The organism is Streptomyces prunicolor (assembly GCF_045162825.1).
Classification (GTDB): Bacteria; Actinomycetota; Actinomycetes; order Streptomycetales; family Streptomycetaceae; genus Streptomyces; species Streptomyces prunicolor.
Map to the genome: position 1 here is coordinate 1,969,840 of NZ_CP108676.1, position 18,920 is coordinate 1,988,759.

Here is an 18,920-nt window from a genome sequence, read left to right on the forward strand (position 1 = left end):
GGACGCACCGTGACCGGAGTGGAAAGCTCGAAGCACCGCGGGCGTCATCGGAGCCGCCACCGCACGCGGCTGCGTGTGTCCGCGCCCACAGTGACCTCACCGTGTACGGGAGGCAAGGCCATGGGCGACAAGGCGAACGCACACCCCGGAGCCGCCGGCAGGGCTACAGCGGCCGACCACCCCGCGTCCGTACGGAATGTGGTGCTGGTCGGCCACTCCGGATCGGGCAAGACGACTCTGGTCGAGGCCCTCGCGCTGACCGCGGGGGCGGTGAACAGGGCGGGCCGCGTGGAGGACGGCGGCACCGTCTCCGACTACGACGAGATCGAGCACCGGCAGCAGCGCTCGGTGCAGCTCTCCCTGGTGCCCGTCGACTGGGACGGGTACAAGGTCAATCTTCTCGACACCCCCGGATACGCCGATTTCGTCGGCGAGTTGAGGGCCGGTCTGCGTGCGGCGGACGCGGCCCTCTTCGTCGTCTCGGCCTCCGACGGCGTGGACGGCTCGACCCGCATGGTGTGGGAGGAGTGCGCGGCGGTCGGCATGCCGCGCGCCATCGTCATCACGCATCTGGAGTCCGCGCGCGCGGACTTCGAGTCGATGACCCGGACCTGCGCGGAGGCCTTCGGCGCGGACGACCCCGACGCCGTACTCCCGCTGTACCTGCCGTTGCACGGCGTGCCGGGGCCGGACGGGCACGCGCCCGTGAGCGGTCTTGTCGGGCTGCTGTCGCAGAAAGTGTTCGACTACGCGTCCGGGGAGCGCAAGGAGTCCGAGCCCGGACCCGACCAGCTGCCGCGGATCGAGGAGGCCCGCAACCGGCTCATCGAGGGGATCATCGCGGAGAGCGAGGACGAGACCCTCATGGACCGCTATCTCGGCGGCGAGGAGATCGACGTCAAGACACTGATCGGCGACCTGGAACGGGCCGTCGCGCGCGGGGTGTTCTTCCCCGTGCTGGCCGCCGCCCCGGCCGCGGAGGGCTCCCGGCAGGGCCTCGGCACGGTCGAGCTCCTGGAGCTGATCACCGGCGGTTTCCCGACCCCGCTGGAGCGCGCGGCGCCCGGGGTCACCACGGTCGACGGCAGGGCGCGGGAGCTCAAGGCGTGCGACCCGAACGGTCCGCTGGTCGCCGAGGTCGTGAAGACCGCCTCCGACCCGTACGTCGGCCGGGTCTCCCTGGTGCGCGTCTTCTCTGGGACGCTACGGCCGGACGCGACCGTCCATGTCTCCGGGCACGGACTCGCCGACCGCGGGCACGAGGACCACGACGTCGACGAGCGCGTCGGCGCCCTCTCCGCGCCCTTCGGCAAACACCAGCGGGCGCTCACACACTGCATCGCGGGCGACCTCGCGTGCGTGGCGAAGCTGGGCCGCGCGGAGACCGGGGACACGCTTTCGGCCAAGGACGACCCGCTGCTCATGGAACCCTGGGAGATGCCCGACCCGCTGCTGCCGCTCGCGATCCAGGCGCACAGCAAGGCGGACGAGGACAAGCTCTCGCAGGGCCTGAGCAGGCTCGTCGCCGAGGACCCCACCATGCGCCTGGAACAGAACCAGGACACCCACCAGGTCGTCCTGTGGTGCCTCGGCGAGGCCCACGCGGACGTCGCCCTGGAACGGCTGCGCAACCGGTACGGCGTCCAGGTCGACCTCGTGCCGCACAAGGTCTCCCTACGGGAGACGTTCGCCGCCAAGGCGCAGGGGCGCGGCCGGCACGTCAAACAGTCGGGCGGGCACGGGCAGTTCGCGATCTGCGAGATCGAGGTCGAGCCGTTGCCGGGCGGCACGGGCATCGAGTTCGTGGACAAGGTCATCGGTGGCGCGGTGCCGCGGCAGTTCATCCCGTCGGTGGAGAAGGGCGTAAGGGCCCAGGCGGCAAGGGGAGTTGCGGCCGGCCATCCCCTTCTGGACGTACGGATCACGCTCCTGGACGGCAAGGCGCACTCCGTGGACTCCTCGGACGCCGCGTTCCAGACGGCCGGCGCGCTGGCCCTGCGGGAGGCCGCGGTCGACGCGAAGATCCATCTCCTGGAACCGGTGGCCGAGGTGACCGTGCTGGTCGGCGACGACTACGTGGGCGCGGTGATGAGCGACCTGTCCGGGCGACGCGGCCGGGTGCTCGGCACCGAGCAGACGACCGGCGGACGCACACTGATCCGCGCGGAGGTGCCGGAGATAGAGATCGGCCGCTATGCCGTGGACCTCCGCTCCCTCTCGCACGGCACTGCCCGCTTCAACCGCGCCTACGCCCGCCACGAACCGATGCCTCCGCAGATCGCCGAACGGATCCGCGAAGAGGCGGGCGACGCCTAGCAGTTGATGCCGTGGGGCTCACTTGTGGCGTGCGGCGACCCACAAGTGACCTAAAAGGAACGATCACTTCCGGGTTGGCGGGCAGCTTCGGCTGTCCGCCGACGGATGTCAGTGATGGCCGATACGCTGATGACCTGATCAACAGGTGTGCGGAGCACGGAAGTCGGGAAAGCCGCAGAAGCGGGAACAGCGGCGATCGGGGGCGGGAATGACCGTTGACAGCGGTTACGCGGACATCTTTGGACCACAGGTGCCGCGTACCGGCGACGAGGGGCAGACGGCGACCTTCGCGCTGGCCTCGGCGGCCTACCGGGACAACCCGGTCGCCGACATCAAGAAGGCCGACAACGAGTGGCACCAGACGGGCGTCAACGAGGGCAAGTGGGCGTCGCTGTTCCGCCCCAACCTCGGTGAGGCGTTCTCCGGAGCCGTGATCGCCCGCATGCTCGGCCCCGGCCGCAAGCCGCTCATCCAGTCGTTCGGCACCGAACCGCAGGCCGTCGTCGAGCACGCCCTGGCGGCCAACAACATCCGCCGGGCCCGGGACAACAGGCTGTCCACGATCATGGTCCTGTGCGGCGTGCTGTTCCTGCCCGGACTCATCGTCTGGCTGCTGGTCTTCCAGCTGCGCAGCCTGGTCGACAAGCGCACCCAGACCAACAAGCGGGCCGGCGCGATCGCCACGACCCTGCTCGTCGCGGTGGGCGCCGTCGCCGTGATCTTCCTGATCAAGATGCCGTTCCACGGCTTCTGGTCCTGGTACGCACGCGCGTGCGTCGTCCTGCCCGTCGTCGGCTGGCTCTGGGCCAAGCAGGTCTGCGAGAACACCGCGAAGGATCTGCGCGGGCGCTGGGACAGCCTGCTGTCGGGCAGCAGCGTCGGCGCCAAGGTCCCCGAGGCGGTGCCGACCAGCCCCGGCGAGACCCAGGCCGAGCAGCTCCGCCAGTCCCTGGCCAAGCTCAGCGCCGAGCAGCAGTCCAACTCGGTCTTCTACGCGGGGCCCAAGGGCATCCTCGGCATGGGCACCCGCTGGGGCAGCTGGCAGCTCGCCGAGGACCTGATCGCGCGCGACGAGAACCGGGAGATCCACCCCTTCCGCAGCTGGGACGTCATCCGCAACATCCACGACGACCTGCGCATGCTGGAGCGGAACACGATCAACACCGGCGGCTTCCCGAAGGCGACGGTTCGGCACTGGATCGTCACGCCGATCGGCGAGGGCGCCAAGGCCGTGTCCCGGCCCGACGGCACGGACGTCGAGGCGTACCAGGTCAAGTCGCACGCGATACAGGACATCTGCAACAAGCAGCAGTTCGGCGCCGGCGACCGACACTACCTGGGCGTCCAATGGACGCTCTGGGAAGGGCAGTTGGTCATCACCATGATGATCACGGTCACCGTGCTGCACAAGACGCTGCGCATCGAGATCACCGGGCACGCCCTGGGCCCCGTGAACTCCCTGTTCACCGGCAAGTCCGAGGCCCCGACGAAGAGCGTCCAGAAGACCTTCAAGCCGTGGGAGAACCGCAGCGTCAAGCTCCCCCTCGTCCCCGCCGACGAGGTCGTACGCCTCGCGGTCCGCGCCCCGATCACCTGGTACCCGCCGCTGCTGAACTGGCTCGGCGGTTCCATATCCCTGCCCGAGCCGTTCGGCCTGCGGCACGCCTGGGCCGACCAGCCCTGGCGCCACCGCTTCATGGCGGACGACGCGCTGCGCGCCGCGACACCGGTCCTGCGCGTGGTCCACACCGCGGCGATCCGCGTCCTCGACGAGAACGGCGTCAACACGGAGAAGTTCAGCAACCGCTCGTCGGTCCTCAGCGGGGGCGTACAGGACGTGTCACCGAGGAAGGCCGACGTGTACGACGCGTAGGCCTCCGGCGGTTGAGCGGGTCACGTGCGGGGATCGGGGCCGGCCTCTGGGGGCCGCGCCCCCGGACCCCCGCTGTCGGCCTGAACGGCCTCGTCCTCAAACTCCGGACGGGCTGGTCGACGACGGCCCGAGATTCACGCCGTGGGCCACGCGTCCGCCAGCATCTTCCGCGTATCCGCGAGCAGTTGCGGCAGCACCTTCGTATGGCCGACGACCGGCATGAAGTTCGTGTCGCCGCCCCAGCGCGGGACGATGTGCTGGTGCAGGTGGGCGGCGATGCCCGCGCCCGCCACGCTCCCCTGGTTCATGCCGATGTTGAAGCCGTGCGCGCCGGACGCGGTACGCAGGGCTGTCATCGCCTGCTTGGTGAGGGCCGCGAGTTCCACGGTCTCCGCGTCGGTCAGGTCGGTGTAGTCCGCGACGTGGCGGTAGGGCACGACCATCAGATGGCCGCCGTTGTACGGGTACAGATTGAGCACCCCGTACACCAGCTCACCGCGCCTGACGATCAGCCCGTCCTCGTCCGATTTCGCCGGGATCGAGCAGAAGGGGCAACCGTCGTCGGCACCGGGGCCGGTCGGCTTGTTCTCACCCTGGATGTAGGCCATCCGGTGGGGCGTCCAGAGGCGCTGGAACGCGTCCGGCGTGCCCACTCCGATCTGCTGCTCCGGCTCACTCGTCATGCAAGGAAGCATATGGCTTCGCCCGTTCGCGGCGTGTCGCCGGGGTTGCGCGAAACCCCTCCCGCGCCAAGCTGGGCCGATGGGCGACGACAGCCGCAAGGCCCGCTGGGAGCAGCGCACGGAGGTCCCCCTCGCCGTGGCGTCCCTGGTCTTCCTCGCCGCGTACGCCGTGCGCATCCTGGCCCACGGCCTGCCGGACACCTGGCAGGACCTCTGCCTCGCCGTACTGTTCGCCGCGTGGGCCCTCTTCGCCGTCGACTACGCGGTGCGCTGGCGGCTGAGCGGGCAGCGGTTGCGCTTCGTCCGGACCCACTGGCTGGACACGCTGGTCCTGCTCCTGCCCCTGCTGCGACCGCTCCGCGTCGTCAGGGTCTACGAGGCCGTGCAGCGACGGCACGGACAGCCCCGACTCGCCCTCCACGCGCGCGTGATCGTCTACGCCGGACTGTCCACCGTCCTGCTGGGCTTCGCCGGCGCCCTCTCCGTCTACCACGAGGAACACGCGGCTCCGGGCGCGACGATAAGGACGTTCGGCGACGCCGTGTGGTGGACCTGCGCGACCTTCGCGACCGTCGGCTACGGCGACGTAGCGCCCGTCACCCCGCTCGGCCGCCTGATCGCCGTAGGAATGATGGCCATCGGCCTGGCCCTGCTCGGCGCGGTCACCGGGACCTTCGCCTCCTGGCTGCTCCAGGTCTTCACGCGGGAGGACGACGAGAGGCCCCCGGGGATCTGAACTCCCCGAGGGCCTCCCGAACAACAGCGGACTCAGACCTGCAACAGCAGACTCAGACCCGCGACAGCGGACTCAGACCTGGACCCGGTCAGCCACGACCTGCTCGATCTTCGCGATGGCGTCGTCGAAGGCGATGCCGTTCTCCTGCGAACCGTCGCGGTAACGGAAGGACACCGTCCCGCCGTTCATGTCCTCGTCGCCGACGATGACCATGAACGGGACCTTCTGCTTCTGCGCGTTGCGGATCTTCTTCTGCATCCGGTCCGAGGACGAGTCGACCTCGACGCGCAGCCCCTTCTTCTTCGCCGCCACGGCGAACTTCTCCAGGTACTCGACGTGCGCGTCTCCGATCGGAATCCCGACCGCCTGCACCGGCGCCAGCCACGCCGGGAACGCACCCGCGTAGTGCTCGAGCAGGACCGCGAAGAACCGCTCGATGGACCCGAACAGCGCCCGGTGGATCATGACCGGCCGCTGCTTGGAACCGTCGGGCCCGGTGTACTCCAGGTCGAACCGCTCCGGCAGGTTGAAGTCGAGCTGGACGGTGGACATCTGCCAGGTCCGACCGATCGCGTCCTTCGTCTGGACGGAGATCTTCGGGCCGTAGAACGCGGCGCCACCCGGGTCCGGAACGAGCGGCAGCCCCTGCTTCTCGGCGACCTGGCGCAGCGTCTCCGTGGCCTCTTCCCAGACCTCGTCCGAGCCGACGAACTTCTCCGGGTCCTTGGTCGACAGCTCCAGGTAGAAGTCGTTCAGGCCGTAGTCCCGCAGCAGGTTGAGGACGAACGTGAGCGTCTTGTCCAGCTCGTCGGCCATCTGCTCGCGCGTGCAGTAGATGTGCGCGTCGTCCTGCGTGAAGCCGCGCGCCCGGGTCAGACCGTGCACGACGCCCGACTTCTCGTACCGGTACACGGTCCCGAACTCGAAGAGCCGCAGCGGCAGTTCACGGTACGAGCGGCCGCGCGCGTCGAAGATCAGGTTGTGCATCGGGCAGTTCATGGGCTTGAGGTAGTAGTCCACGCCCTCGTCGAGCTGCATGGGCGGGTACATGCCGTCGGCGTACCAGTCCAGGTGCCCGGACGTCTCGAAGAGCTTCCCCTTCGTCGCGTGCGGGGTGTAGACGAACTCGTAGCCCTCCTCCTCGTGCCGGCGCCGCGAGTAGTCCTCCATGACCCGGCGGACGACACCGCCCTTGGGGTGGAAGACGGCCAGGCCGGAACCGATCTGCTCCGGGATGGAGAACAGGTCGAGCTCGCTGCCCAGCTTGCGGTGGTCGCGCTTCTCGGCCTCGATGAGGAAGTCGAGGTGCGCCTTCAGCTCCTCCTTGGAAGGCCAGGCGGTGCCGTAGATGCGCTGGAGCATCGGGTTCTTCTCGCTGCCGCGCCAGTAGGCGGCCGCGTTGCGCATCAGCTTGAACGCCGGGATGTTGCGGGTGGTGGGCAGGTGCGGGCCTCGGCAGAGGTCCTTCCAGCACAGGTCGCCGGTCTTGGCGTCGAGGTTGTCGTAGATCGTCAGCTCGCCGGCGCCGACCTCGACGTCCGCGCCGTCGTCGGTCGACGCGGAGCCCTTGATGCCGATCAGTTCGAGCTTGTACGGCTCCGAAGCCAGCTCCTCGCGAGCCGCCTCGTCGGTCACCACGCGGCGCGAGAACCGCTGCCCGCGCTTCTGGATCTCCTGCATCTTCTTCTCGATGGCCTTGAGATCCTCGGGCGTGAACGGCCGCTCGACGTCGAAGTCGTAGTAGAAGCCGTCCTTGACCGGCGGGCCGATGCCCAGCTTGGCCTCGGGGAACAGCTCCTGCACGGCCTGCGCCATGACGTGCGCGGTGGAGTGGCGCAGGATGTTCAGGCCGTCGGTGGAGGAGATCTCGACGCCCTCGACCTCGTCCCCCTCGGAGACGACGTAGGCCAGGTCCTTGAGCTCTCCGGCCACGCGCGCGGCGATGATCGAGCGCTCGCCGGCGAAGAGCTCGGCGGCCGTCGTGCCCGTCGTCACCGTGCGCTCTTCCCGCTCGGAATCGCGTTGGATGATCACACGGACGTCTGACACGGGTCTCTCCTGACTACAGGGTGGATGCGGCGCCATACCGTGAGCGCGCGCAATAGGGGATCGTACCGACCCTACGGGCCCCACCGCGAAACGGTCGCCCCCGGGCCCGGGCCCAGGACCGGCCCCCGCTCCCCTCCGCTCCCTCAGTCCTCCTCGCCGCTGCACGCCTCCTCAAAGAAGTCGAGGTTCTCCTGGAGGGACTTCATCAGCCGGTCCCGCTCCGCCTCGTCCACCTGCACGGGTACGACCCCGGAGGCGCCCGTGAGCCGACGGAAGCCGCCCCGGCTCTCCAGCCGCCCGTGCACCCGGACTGGCAGCCCTACGAGGTGGGCGTGCCCGGCTATCCGGTACGACTCCTCGTCCAGGGTCATCCGGACGTGCCCGACCTCGGCGCCGGCGATCACCTGCATCCGTACCGTGCCCTCGCCGCGCGGCCCCGACCTGCGCATCCGCACCACCGAGCCGGTGATGCGCACGGGCATGGCCGGTTCCTCGCGCAGATAGCGGGCCCCGGCCGCGCGCAGCACGGGCAGGTCACCCGGCGAGAACTCGACGGCCTCGGCCTGCGCGGCACAGCCCTCGGGGACCCCCGCGCCGGGCGCCCACTCGACGGCGATCCGCGCACCCTCGGTGCCGCGCACGAGCGCGACGACGGCTTCGGTCAACTCCCGGCTGACGCCCGCCTCCACGGCGCCGTCGAAGGCGTCCATGCCGCCGGTGGCCCGCTCGTAGTCGATGGCCTCGCGGGTTGCGTACAGGGCCTGATGGAGGCGTACAGCGAGGGCGCGACCGGTGTCGACGGGGACGAACGCGGTGAGTTGACGGCCGCCGGGTGCGGAGCCGACGAGGACGTGGTCCAGGGACGCGGCGGCGGGGCGGCGGTGGCGGGCACCGTAGTAGCCGGCACGCGCGCGGGTGGCGAGTGCGGCGGCGAGCAGCATCTGGCGGGCGGCGGCGCGGAGTTGCTCCTCCACGGTCCAGGCCGCGGCGCCGGCCGGTCCGGTCGGGGTGTCGCGCCACCAGCGGATCTCGTCGCTCGGTACGGCGAGGCCGACGAGGACCTCGCGGGCGGAGGGGGTGTTGCTGCGGGCGAGCGCGATGAGCGCCTCGCCGAGGAGGTCGTCGCTGTCGGGGAAGGCCCGGCTCTCGGGGACCAGCAGGCTGATGCCCGAGCCGCCGGACCCGGGTGGGGTCCAGCGGCCGTACCGTCCGGCGGCCCCGCCGCGGCGCTGCCAGCCGTGCCGGCGCAGCAGGGCGCCGAGGACGGCGGGGTCGACCTGGTCGGGCGCGGGGGGACCTTCCCAGGACACGTCCTCGGGATGCGGCCGTACCGACCGCAGGTGTTCCTCGACCGAGCGGTGCCTCATGGCCTGCCTCCCGTCCCGACCCGCGTCATGATCTCGCACAGCGCCCGGTCGTCGAAGATGCGCGAGGTCGGTATCCGCACGGTGGTCCGGGTCCGGCCGGTGATCGCGTGACCGGCGAGGTTGACCCAGTAGCAGCAGTGCCGCAGGTCGAGCCGGTCGTGGCTGGCGCGCAGCCAGTCGTCCTGGGAACGCGGGACGAGCATCACGACCAGGATCTTGTGCACCGAGACCGGTGTGCGGGCGAGCTTGCGCAGATGGTCGTTGTCGAGCGTGAACGAGAAGGAACGTCCGGGCGGGTTCGGCGGGATCTGGTAAGTGCACTTGAGCTGCACTTTTATCGTGACCTCGTCGTCCACCTCGTGCCCGGGCGAGCCGTGACTGACGTGCCAGTCGATGCCGTTGTCCGGAAAGGGTTGGGACAGCGAGCAGCCGGCCGCCGCTGCGACGGCGTGCAGATAGCCCACCTGCAGTGTCTCCATACAGGCGGTGGTGGCGAGCGATCCGCGCTGGGGTGCCGTCCGTTCGGGCAGCAGCCCGCCCCGCTCGGGCTGCGCTATCACCATGGCCAACAGCCTTCCAAGTTCAGGTGAATTGCTGTGCTGAATGCCTGATCGGGTCGCTGAACTGCAAAGACCCGCACTCCTGTTGTGTCCTTCCGGCGTACGGCGCAAACAGCCCGGGTATCACCAAACAGGCAGAAGACGGAACGTCAGCTGCCGTGGGTGAACGAGGAGTTGTGTACGTATGACGTGCTGGTACGAGGGCCCGTTGGCCGCGTTCGACACGGAGACCACGGGCGTGGATGTGGAGACCGACCGGATCGTGTCGGCCGCGATCGTCGTCCAGGACGCCCCCGGCACCCGTCCCCGGGTGGCCCGGTGGCTGGTGAATCCGGGGGTGCCGGTGCCCGCCGGGGCGACGGCGATCCATGGACTGACGGATGAGCATCTTCAGCGCAACGGCCGCTGGCCCGCGCCGGTGATGCACGAGATAGCCGACGAGCTGGCCGAACAGGCCGCGATGGGACGCCCGTTGGTGGTCATGAACGCACCGTTCGACCTGACCCTGCTGGACCGCGAGCTGCGCCGCCACCGCGCGTGCACGCTGGACCACTGGTTCGAGTCGACGACGCTACAGGTGCTGGACCCCCGGGTCCTGGACAAACACCTGGACCGCTACCGCAAGGGCCGCCGCACCCTCACCGACCTGTGCGCGCACTACGGCGTCACGCTGGACGGCGCCCACGACGCGGGCGCGGACGCGCTGGCGTCCCTGGAGGTGGTCCGCGCCCTGGGCCGCCGCTTCGCGACCCGCCTGGAGCGCCTGTCCCCAGCCGAACTGCACACCCTGCAGTCGACGTGGCACGCGGCCCAAGCACGCGGTCTCCAGGCGTGGTTCGCCCGCAGCGGCACCCCGGAGTCGGTGGACCAATCATGGCCGCTGCGCCCGGAGTTGGACGCGGCGGCCTGACCGAACGGGGCGCCGGCACCGGCGCCCCGCACCTCACCAGGAGCCGCCGCCTCCACCACCGGCGCCGCCCCCGACCCCGCCGCTGGAGGAACCGCCACCGCCGGAGCCACCTCCACCGGAACTGGAGCCCGGGCTGGCCGCGGAGACGACGACAGCGGCGAGCAGTACGTTGCTGAGGTCGGGCGAGAAACGCCGCCCCGCTCTCGGCGCCGAGGTCGAAGCACCGACGGCCTGTTCCCAGGCGGATTCGACCCCCAGGGCAACCGCCCATGCCGCGTAGCGATCCGCCTCCGGTCCGACGGGCAGCTCGTCGGGACAGGTGCTGGGGTCGGCCAAGTAGCGCCGGAACGCCTCGACTTGGAGCCAGAGGGTGGTGCCGCGCGGAGTGCGCCTGTTCAGTTCCCAGCCGCGGGCGACCACAGCGAGACCGAGACCGGCAACAGCGGCACCCACCAGCAGGACGAGAAGCCCGGCCGCGATGCGATGGCCGTTGAGGATGCCGCCGGTGATCACCAGGACGAAGCCGAGGAACAGCAGGCCCGGTCGGGTCCATTCCCACCTGTGGAGCCACCTCGTGAGAGCCCTGTCCCACAGGTCGGTGTCCCCGCGCCAGAGCTCCAGCTCCGAGGAGAGGTGCTCCCAGCCCCCCTTGAACCAGTAGTCGCGCGAACCGAGGGTCAGACTGTCGCGGTCGACGAACATTTCGTCCAGTATGTCCACCTCGCGGTTCACCGGCTGCACGGTGGTGTCGCATCGCCTCAGCACGGGCTGTTGATCGCTCCCCTCGATGGCGAGATGCCCGTCGGCCGCGGCGGTGAGCAGCCAGGCCACCTTGTGCTGGTCCTTCACCGCCTCGACGCGCAGGATGCCGCCCTGGGCCGGCGTCAGATCCTCGGGAGGCGTGGCGGACGGAGTGACCGACCGGGCGAGCCGCTCGATCTCGACGCGCCGCACCCGCCCGCCGTCCTCCAGCACCCGGTCCCGCCCGAGGAACCGCAGCGTGCCCAGCGTCAGCGCGACGCAGACGAGCCCGACGGCGAGGAACAGCCCGCTGTTGTAAAGCGGTTGGGGGAGGGAGGTGCCAACGGCCTTGCCGGTGGGCGCCGTTGGCAGCGCCGCCGCGCTCACGGCCTTGGTCTTGGCGGCGGTGGCGTACAGCGTGAGGCCTTCATGGCCGCTGAGCTTGTCGAGCTTGACGACGAGATGCCCCGGCTCGCCCTGCTGGGCCGTACAGGGCTTGCCGTGGTCCCAACTCCCGCGCACGCAGCGGAGACCGGTGAGCCCGTGCGCGTCCACCACGTGGATCTCCACGTCGGCCCGGTCGACCTTCCAGCCGGTGCCGACGGCGTCCCAGGCGAGTTTGCCGTCCTTCACCACGTCGGGGACCGTGTACTGGAGTCGATAACGGTGCACTCCCCCCACCGTGCGGTTGCGGTCGCCCACCTTGAGCCGGTCGGCGACGAACTCCCTGCCGTTCACGTCCCGGTACAAGTCGCCGAAGGTGCTCACGTAGGGGACCTTGTGTCCGTCCATGGTGGCCCGGACGTCATCGGCGAAGAAGTCCGCGTCCGGTACGTCGCGGTAGATGCCGTGCGTTGAGCCCGAGTGCCCGAAGTCATAGTCGATGACCTCCGTGATCCGGGCGCTCCCGTCGGCGCGGATCTCGGCACCGACCCACATCGAGGTGACCCGCTCCGTGTTCGAGAGGGCCTGCGCGACGGCGGCGACCCCGCCGAACACGACCAGGACGACAACTACGACGATCAAAGACCGAACTCGGCGCCGCCGCAGGGAAGTCACCCTCCCCCGTCTGCTTCTCCGTCTCCTGCCTTCCCCACCACTCATGACGCCCCCCTCAAGACGCACAGCGGACACAAAGACGTGCCCGGACACGAAAAAACCGGCCCGCTGATGCGGACCGGTCTTTCCCGGTGGGCGATACTGGGTTCGAACCAGTGACCTCTTCGGTGTGAACGAAGCGCTCTCCCACTGAGCTAATCGCCCGGGAACGCACCGAACGATACAGGCCCCCGCCGGTTTCCTTCAAACCGCTTCCGTCAATCCGCGCCCAAGTGTGCGAGGAGCCCACGCCGTCCGGCCCGCATCATCAGCGCGTGGTTGAGACGGAACACCGGCCGCCCGGGTACGGCGAACCACCTGAGCAGCGCCCGGTTCAGGTCGACCTCCTGGTCGTAGCGGGCCAGCGTGCCGGGGCCGTCGGCCGTGAGCGTCCAGCGCGCCCAGCCCTCCAGGTCACCGGTCATCGCGATCTCCAGCACCCCGGCGCCCGGATCGCGCCGCACTTCGCGCGCGGTAAAGGTCAGGGCGTAAGGCAGGCTCGCGCGGATACGGATGACACCGGTCGTGTCGTCGATCCGGTCGACCTCGCGCACCTGCGGCCACCAGCGCGGGTATTCCTCGGCCCGCTCCAGGACCGGGTACACGACGGCGGGCGGCACGGGCAGGGACCATCGGGCGCGGAAGCGGTAATGGGTCCAGTCCATGGCGGGAGTCTGCCCGTTCGAAGGTCCGTCTCCCGGTACCTGAGTACGTTTTGAGTACGTGCGCTCATGCCGTACGGCGGTCACGCGACCACACTCCGAGACATGACGCACATCCCGCCCCCGGCCGTCGAGTTGCGGATCCTCGACGCCGAGCTGCACCAACTCGACGCCCGCCGCGCGCAGTTGCTGCACCGGCGCGCCTGGCTGCTGACCGTGCTCCAGCCGGCCCGGCCCGCGCCCGTGACGCCGTCGCCCACCGCACCGCCCCGGCCGGAGGCCTCCGCACCGAGCGTCCAGAACGTACTGCTCCTGCTCGGCGCCATCCTCCTCACCCTCGCCGCGATCGCGTTCACGCTGGTCAGTTGGGGGAGCATGGGGATCGCGGGCCGGGCACTGGTGCTCGGCGCGGTGACCCTGGCGACGCTCGGCGCACCCGTCGCGCTGCTGCGCCGGGGCCTGCGCTCCACGGCCGAGTCGCTCGCGGGCCTCGGTCTCGTCCTGACGGTGCTGGACGCCTACGCACTGCACGAGGTCGCGTTCCCGGACGGGGACGGCACGACGTTCGCGGCAGCGGCGACGACACTGCTGGCCGCGTTGTGGGCGGCGTACGGCATCGGCACGGCGGCGCTCCCGAGTCCGGCCTCCGCGCAGGACTCGCCAGCCCTCCGTCTCCCGCTCCCCGCCGCCCTCGTACTCGCCCAACTCCCCCTGATTCTCTGGGTGATCGCGGCCGGTGGCGGTCTCCACACGATCACGGCGGCGGTGCTGGTGACCGCCGTGATCGACATGCTGGTCGCGCTCCGGGTCTCCCTGAAGGCCGTTCGTTTCGTCGCCGTCGGCGGCGCGTTCGGCATGGGCGGCTGGGGCGTGCCGGCGGCTGGACTGATCTCCCTGTCGGCGGCCGGTCCGGGCGCGGCCGCCCAGGCGACGGCGCTCCTGATGCTCGCCGCCGCGGGCGCGTTCGGCGCCGCGTGGCTCGTCCCGGGCCCGGGGCTGCGGACGGGTACGGCCACGACGGGCGGCCTGCTCGTGGTCGCCGCGCTCGGTGGCGTGCTGCGTGTTCCGCTGCCCTCCGAGTGGGCGGTTCTGGGGTATCTGGCGTGCGGGATCGGCCTGTTGGCGCTCGTCCGGGGCTCACTGCCCGAGCCGGTGCGCCACGGTCTCGGCCGGGCCTCCGCCGCCGTACAGGGGATCGCGCTGCTGTGGACGCTACCGGTCGTGGTGACCACCCTGTTCGGTCCGGCCGCGTGGGTCTCCCACATCTGGTCCGGCGCGCCGGACGACGCGCGAGCCGCGGCGACGATGGACATCCCGTGGCCCACACACGAGACCACCGCTCCCCTGGTACTCGTCGCGGTCGCCGCGGTGTTGACCCTCGCGGTCCGCAGCACCGCGTGGCGGCCACGGGCCCTGGCCGCAGCGCTGACCCTGGCGTGGATGACGGCGATGATCACCCCGACCGGACTGCAACTTCCTTACACCATCGGCCTGTTGGTGGACGGTCTCATCGTCGTGGCCCTGCTCTCGCTCACGCACCGCATCGCCACAGCCCTCGCCCTGGGCACCTCCCTCGTCCTCGCCGCCCTCTCCCTCGCCTCCGAACCGGCCACGCTCGCCGTACTCGCCTCACTGACCGCCCTGTTGGCGGGTGCGGCCTGGCGCGGGCGCCTCGCGCCGGTCTCCGCCGGCTTCTCCCTGGGGTACGCAACTGCCCTGGCCTGCGCGGTGGGTTCGGCCCTCGACTGGCAGCCGCAGCACATCGCGCTGCTGGTGCTCGCCGTACCGGCAACGGCCGCGCTGCTCGCCGCGCGCCTCACCGATCCGGCGACGACGCTGGTGGTCGAGATCTCGGGCGCCGTCGCGGGCCTGCTGGCGATCGGCCTCGCTGGTGCTGAACTGCCCATCCTGGCCCTGGTGTTGGCCCTGTGCGGAGTGATCGCGGCGGGCACGGCGCTACGGCCCGAGCGCAGGACCGTCGGCTACGCGGCCGCTGTCCTCTTCGTCCTCGCCACCTGGGTACGGCTGTCCGCGTGGGACTTCGGCAGCCCCGAAGCGTACACGCTGGCGGTGACCGTCCCGGCGCTGCTGGTGGGCGCGTTGCGCAGGCGCCGCGATCCGAGCGCCTCGTCCTGGACGGCGTACGGCCCCGGGCTCGCCGCCACCCTCGCGCCGAGCCTCCTTGCGGCCTGGGCCGATTCTCACTGGACCCGCCCGCTGCTGCTGGGCACGGCCGCGCTGGCCGTCACACTGATCGGCGCGAGGCACCGCCTCCAGGCACCGCTCCTCCTCGGCGGCGCCACCCTCGTACTGGACACGCTGCACGAACTCGCCCCGTACCTCGCCCAGGCCATCGGCGCCCTCCCCCGCTGGGCGCCGCCCGCCCTCGCCGGAGCCCTGCTGCTCGCACTCGGCGCGACGTACGAGCAGCGGATCCGGGACGCCCGACGGGTGCGGGAGGTCCTGGGGAGGATGAACTAGCCCTGCGCTAGGGCATCTTGTCGCCGAGCAGCGCCAGGTTCTCGATGGCGGCGAGGCCGTACAGCGCGGTGTCGTTCGAGGACACCCACGCGGCCTCGCTGCCCGGGACGAGCGTCACCGGTCCGGTCAGCGGCTCGGTCTTCCACGGCGAGGACTCCATATACCCGTCCGAGCTGTAGAACTTCGTCCACGCCCGCTTGGCGAGCGTCGCGTCGCCGAGTTGTACGGCGGCGTAGGCGTCGAGGCGTGAGTGGCCCTGGAAGAGCAGCAGGGTGCCGAAGTTGGAGCCGTAGCGGGCCGCCTGTTCCGTCTTGGAGGCGTTGAAGTAGCGGCAGTAATCCATGTACACCTCCTTGAACTTGGGCATGTCGACCAGGTGAATCAGCTCCGCGCAGAGCTCGTTGAGGCCGAAGACCGCCGAGAGGTGCGAGACGGAGACGACGGGCGCGGTGGCGACGGCGAACTTGCCGGTGTCGAGGTCGTACAGCCCGCTCCCCTGCACAAATCCGTTGGGCTGGGCGGCGATTGTTTCCATCGTCGACAGAACGCGTGCCTTGGCCTTCTCCCACTTCGGGCCCCTGCGTTCCCACTCGGTGAGCCATGCGGACACCAACCCGCTCCAGTCCGTACCGAATCCGATCGACAGGGCGTGCCGGTCGGGCGTGTACGGCTCGGTGCGGATCTTGCGGATCGGGTCGAGGACGAGGAAGGTCTCGTCGGAGTCGACGTTCGCCGCCATGAGGTCGCCGACGCGTTCGTCGGCGGTGAGGAAGTAGTAGTAGCGCCGGTAGGTGGTGTTGGCGATGCGCTGCTGCTTGGCGCTGTCGGCGTAGTGCTGGACGCCGTGCCGGGTGCCCAGGCCGGCCCATTCGCCGAGGTGGTAGACGTCGACCTCGCCGGTGTGCCGGGTGAGCGCCTCGGCGAACCGGAAGATGTCCGAGCGCCCCGAGCGGATGTACGCGAACCAGAGCCAGATGTCCGGCGACAGCTCGGAGTTGTCCCAGGCGTAGCCGCCGATGTCGTACCGCCACTGGTGGCGCACGGTGTCGTACGAGTGCATGAAGTCGCCGTAGTCCCAGAAGCCGTACCAACGGCGTTGCGCCACCTGGTCCTTGTAGTAGGTGAAGAGGAAGTCGAGGTGGTCCTCGATCTTCGCCTTGGCGGTGGTGGAGCGGTCGGGCTCGGAGTAGAGGCCTGGGCCGAACACCTTGGACTTGACCAACTGCTGCGGCGGGGCGGCGAGTTGGGGCAACACCCGTACGGCGTCGACCTGTTGGGCGAGAGTCTCGGGCGTCGGCGTCGACTCGTTGGCCCAGAAGAGGAGTTCGGAGGTGCGGGCGATGCCGTACGGGGTGCCGAACTCGGGTTCGTAGTCCTCGTAGGTGATTTCGAGGCCCTGGAGCTGTTCGGCGTACGTGTCCTGGCCCATGCCGTCGTGGTAGAAGCGCAGGTCCATCGGCTGGGCCTCGGGTGACCAGAGCCAGAGGGTGACCTCGGCCTCGTCGGTGTGGGCGTCGCGGATGTCGAGCTGCGCGGGGAACTTCTCCCAGAAGTCCCGTAGCCCGAAGGAGAATCCGCCGCTCGCCCCGCCGACGTACCCGAATCCGGAGGCGTGTCCGCCACCGCCGGCGGGGATCCAGCCGTAGCCCTTCGTGGTGCGCTTGCGGAGGGTGAATCCGTCGGCGGAGAGCTGGGCGAGGGTGTAGTCGCCCCACTTGGGGATGTACTGGAGGCGGCTCGTGACGCGCTGGTCCCAGGTCGACGGGTCGGCCAGCTTCTGGCCCGCGTACTGCGCCGCCTGGACGGTCGCGCCCGGGTCGCGGCGCAGGCCGGTGATGCCCTGAACTGCCTCGCGGAGCAAGCCAGTTCCTTCGCCGCCGATGCGGATGTGGCGGTCGTAGGCCGCGTCCCGCATCGGTACGGTGAAGCGAACCCCCAGCCCGCGGATGAAGTCACCGCTCGCCTTGCCCGGTTCCACCGTGCCGTCGAAGGTGATCGTGTGCACCATGCGGAAGGAGTCGGCGCCCGCGTAGAAGTAGAGGCGGATCGAGAACGGCAGCCAACTCCGGCCGCCCTTACGGTGTTTGCCGTCGATACGGACGACGGCACGGACCGGCCCGTCCTGCTCGACGGTGACCTCGCCGATCACCCCGTCGAAGCGCTCGGTCTTCACCGCGCCCTGGTCCTCGTCCTCGATCTCGGGCTGGCGGATGAGGACGAGACGGCCGTTCTTCGCGATCTCCGTGCCGCCCCGGGTGACCGACTTGATGAGGGTGGAGCCGTTCTTGCCGATCTTCGCGGTGATGACGCCGGTCGACACGTCGATGGTGCCGCCGCTCTTGTCGACGGTGACCTTCTTGGCGGGGGCGGCGGTGTCCCCGGCGATGAGGGTGAGCCGGCCTGAACCCGAACTCACCGCGTGCGCCGTCCACTTGAGCGATCCGTCGGGCCAGTAGGCGATCGGCCAGGACTGTACCGGCACGGCCGCGCCCTCGGCGTCCGTCAGCGCGAAGGCCTGGTCCTCCTGATAGGTGCCCATCGGCCACGGCACCCCGACCGTCGAACCGGGGGCGGCGCCGAGACCGCCGTCCTCCAGCCAGTCGAGGGTCACCGGATCGGCGTCGGCCGTCGCGGCTCTCGGCGCGGCCTGGGCATCCTTCGCGCCGAGCACCCAGCTGAACTGCGCGGCGGCTCCGGCGACGGCCGCCGCCTTGAGCAGGGACCTACGGGGAATGGGAGACATGACGTTTCCACCTTTCCTTTCCGTGCGGGAAGCTTTCTTCAAGTCCGTCTGGTCAGGGGCATGACAGATAGAGGCGCGGCACTCCGGACAGCACCGCCGACTTCGCCCGTCAGCGGTGCCGGTACCGCTCCTCCACGGCGACGGCCGCCGCGGCCACGGCCCCCAGCACGGGGACCGCCAACGGTGCGATGAGCAGGGCGGAACAGCCGACGAGGACCAGTCCGCCGACGAGCAGGAAGGAACCGGCGGGGTCGAGCACCGTACGGCGACCGGCGGCGGCGAGCAGCGCCCGCCAGGTGTCCCCCGGCACCCAGACGGCCGCCGCGCGCATCCCGGCGACCACGATCCCGAGCAACGCGAACACCCCGACGGCACCTACGAGTTGTCCTCCCGGCAGACCGGCGCGCACGGCCTGGACGTCCACCCATACGGCGGCGGCCGCACCCCACCCGGCAACCCCGACGACCCACCCACCGCGCACCGCCACCCGAAAGTCCGCGACGAACTCCCGCCAGCCACCGCCCACATGACCCGTACGGCGCCTCAAGTGCCGTGCCCCGGCGGCGAATGCGGCGGGGTACGTGACAACTCCCGCCGACGCGACCGCGATCCACACTCCGGTGAGCAGACATTCGGCGAAGACCCCGAACCGCTCGGCGAAGACCGACTCCCTGCGTGCCTTCACTTGTGCTTCGGCCACC

Annotated in this window: 13 protein-coding genes and 1 tRNA gene; 5 read left to right on the top strand and 9 right to left on the bottom strand. The window is 70.4% G+C overall.

All coding sequences use genetic code 11. The annotated features are described in order from the left end of the window. Positions 1-120 precede the first annotated feature (120 nt). Both OG588_RS08795 and OG588_RS08800 read left to right on the top strand, forming a co-directional pair. Positions 121-2,316 (top strand): elongation factor G-like protein EF-G2, encoded by a 2,196-nt coding sequence (locus tag OG588_RS08795; protein WP_398852833.1) that lies wholly within the window; start codon positions 121-123, stop codon positions 2,314-2,316. Positions 2,317-2,524: 208 nt separating this feature from the next. Further along, a complete protein-coding gene (locus OG588_RS08800; RefSeq protein ID WP_405946791.1) occupies positions 2,525-4,189 on the top strand; it encodes a hypothetical protein in 1,665 nt (554 codons plus the stop codon). A gap of 134 nt (positions 4,190-4,323) precedes the next feature. On the opposite strand, the gene OG588_RS08805 is transcribed toward OG588_RS08800, so the two are convergent. Beyond that, the gene (locus OG588_RS08805; RefSeq protein WP_033282250.1) at positions 4,324-4,884 is read right to left on the bottom strand and encodes an HIT domain-containing protein; all 561 of its coding nucleotides are present in this window, start codon (positions 4,882-4,884) and stop codon (positions 4,324-4,326) included. A gap of 67 nt (positions 4,885-4,951) precedes the next feature. Between OG588_RS08805 and OG588_RS08810 the strand changes: the two genes are divergently transcribed. Further along, entirely contained in the window at positions 4,952-5,608 is a 657-nt protein-coding gene (locus OG588_RS08810) for a potassium channel family protein (protein WP_405946792.1), read from the top strand. A 72-nt stretch (positions 5,609-5,680) separates the two neighbouring features. Here OG588_RS08810 and thrS read toward each other — a convergent pair whose 3' ends face one another. The 3 genes from thrS to OG588_RS08825 all read right to left on the bottom strand — a co-directional run bounded on the left by thrS (position 5,681) and on the right by OG588_RS08825 (position 9,587). Then, the gene (thrS, locus tag OG588_RS08815) at positions 5,681-7,657 is read right to left on the bottom strand and encodes a threonine--tRNA ligase (protein ID WP_405946793.1); all 1,977 of its coding nucleotides are present in this window, start codon (positions 7,655-7,657) and stop codon (positions 5,681-5,683) included. 143 nt (positions 7,658-7,800) lie between these two features. Next, positions 7,801-9,024: a hypothetical protein gene (locus OG588_RS08820; protein WP_405946794.1), complete on the bottom strand. Its 1,224-nt coding sequence runs from the start codon at positions 9,022-9,024 to the stop codon at positions 7,801-7,803. Next, positions 9,021-9,587, bottom strand: coding sequence for a DUF4365 domain-containing protein (locus OG588_RS08825; RefSeq protein WP_405946795.1), 567 nt, complete (start codon positions 9,585-9,587; stop codon positions 9,021-9,023). Before OG588_RS08825 ends, OG588_RS08820 begins: the two co-directional genes overlap by 4 nt. A 181-nt stretch (positions 9,588-9,768) precedes the next feature. Here OG588_RS08825 and OG588_RS08830 point away from each other — a divergent pair, with 181 nt between their 5' ends. After that, the gene (locus OG588_RS08830) at positions 9,769-10,494 is read left to right on the top strand and encodes a 3'-5' exonuclease (RefSeq protein ID WP_405946796.1); all 726 of its coding nucleotides are present in this window, start codon (positions 9,769-9,771) and stop codon (positions 10,492-10,494) included. Between the two features lie 33 nt (positions 10,495-10,527). On the opposite strand, the gene OG588_RS08835 is transcribed toward OG588_RS08830, so the two are convergent. The 3 genes from OG588_RS08835 to OG588_RS08845 form a co-directional block, all read right to left on the bottom strand. Then, complete coding sequence (locus tag OG588_RS08835; RefSeq protein WP_405946797.1) at positions 10,528-12,261, bottom strand: DUF2207 domain-containing protein; 1,734 nt, start codon at positions 12,259-12,261, stop codon at positions 10,528-10,530. A gap of 165 nt (positions 12,262-12,426) precedes the next feature. Further along, a tRNA-Val gene (locus tag OG588_RS08840) sits at positions 12,427-12,498 on the bottom strand. Positions 12,499-12,551: 53 nt separating this feature from the next. After that, a complete protein-coding gene (locus tag OG588_RS08845) occupies positions 12,552-12,998 on the bottom strand; it encodes an SRPBCC family protein (RefSeq protein WP_405946798.1) in 447 nt (148 codons plus the stop codon). A gap of 66 nt (positions 12,999-13,064) precedes the next feature. On the opposite strand from OG588_RS08845, the gene OG588_RS08850 reads away from it, so the two are divergent. Next, a complete protein-coding gene (locus tag OG588_RS08850; protein WP_405946799.1) occupies positions 13,065-15,476 on the top strand; it encodes an SCO7613 C-terminal domain-containing membrane protein in 2,412 nt (803 codons plus the stop codon). 7 nt (positions 15,477-15,483) lie between these two features. On the opposite strand, the gene OG588_RS08855 is transcribed toward OG588_RS08850, so the two are convergent. Next, positions 15,484-18,219 (bottom strand): Tat pathway signal sequence domain protein, encoded by a 2,736-nt coding sequence (locus OG588_RS08855; protein WP_405946800.1) that lies wholly within the window; start codon positions 18,217-18,219, stop codon positions 15,484-15,486. A 109-nt stretch (positions 18,220-18,328) separates the two neighbouring features. Continuing rightward, positions 18,329-18,919, bottom strand: a complete 591-nt coding sequence (locus OG588_RS08860) for a hypothetical protein (protein ID WP_405946801.1) — start codon at positions 18,917-18,919, stop codon at positions 18,329-18,331. Position 18,920 lies beyond the last annotated feature (1 nt).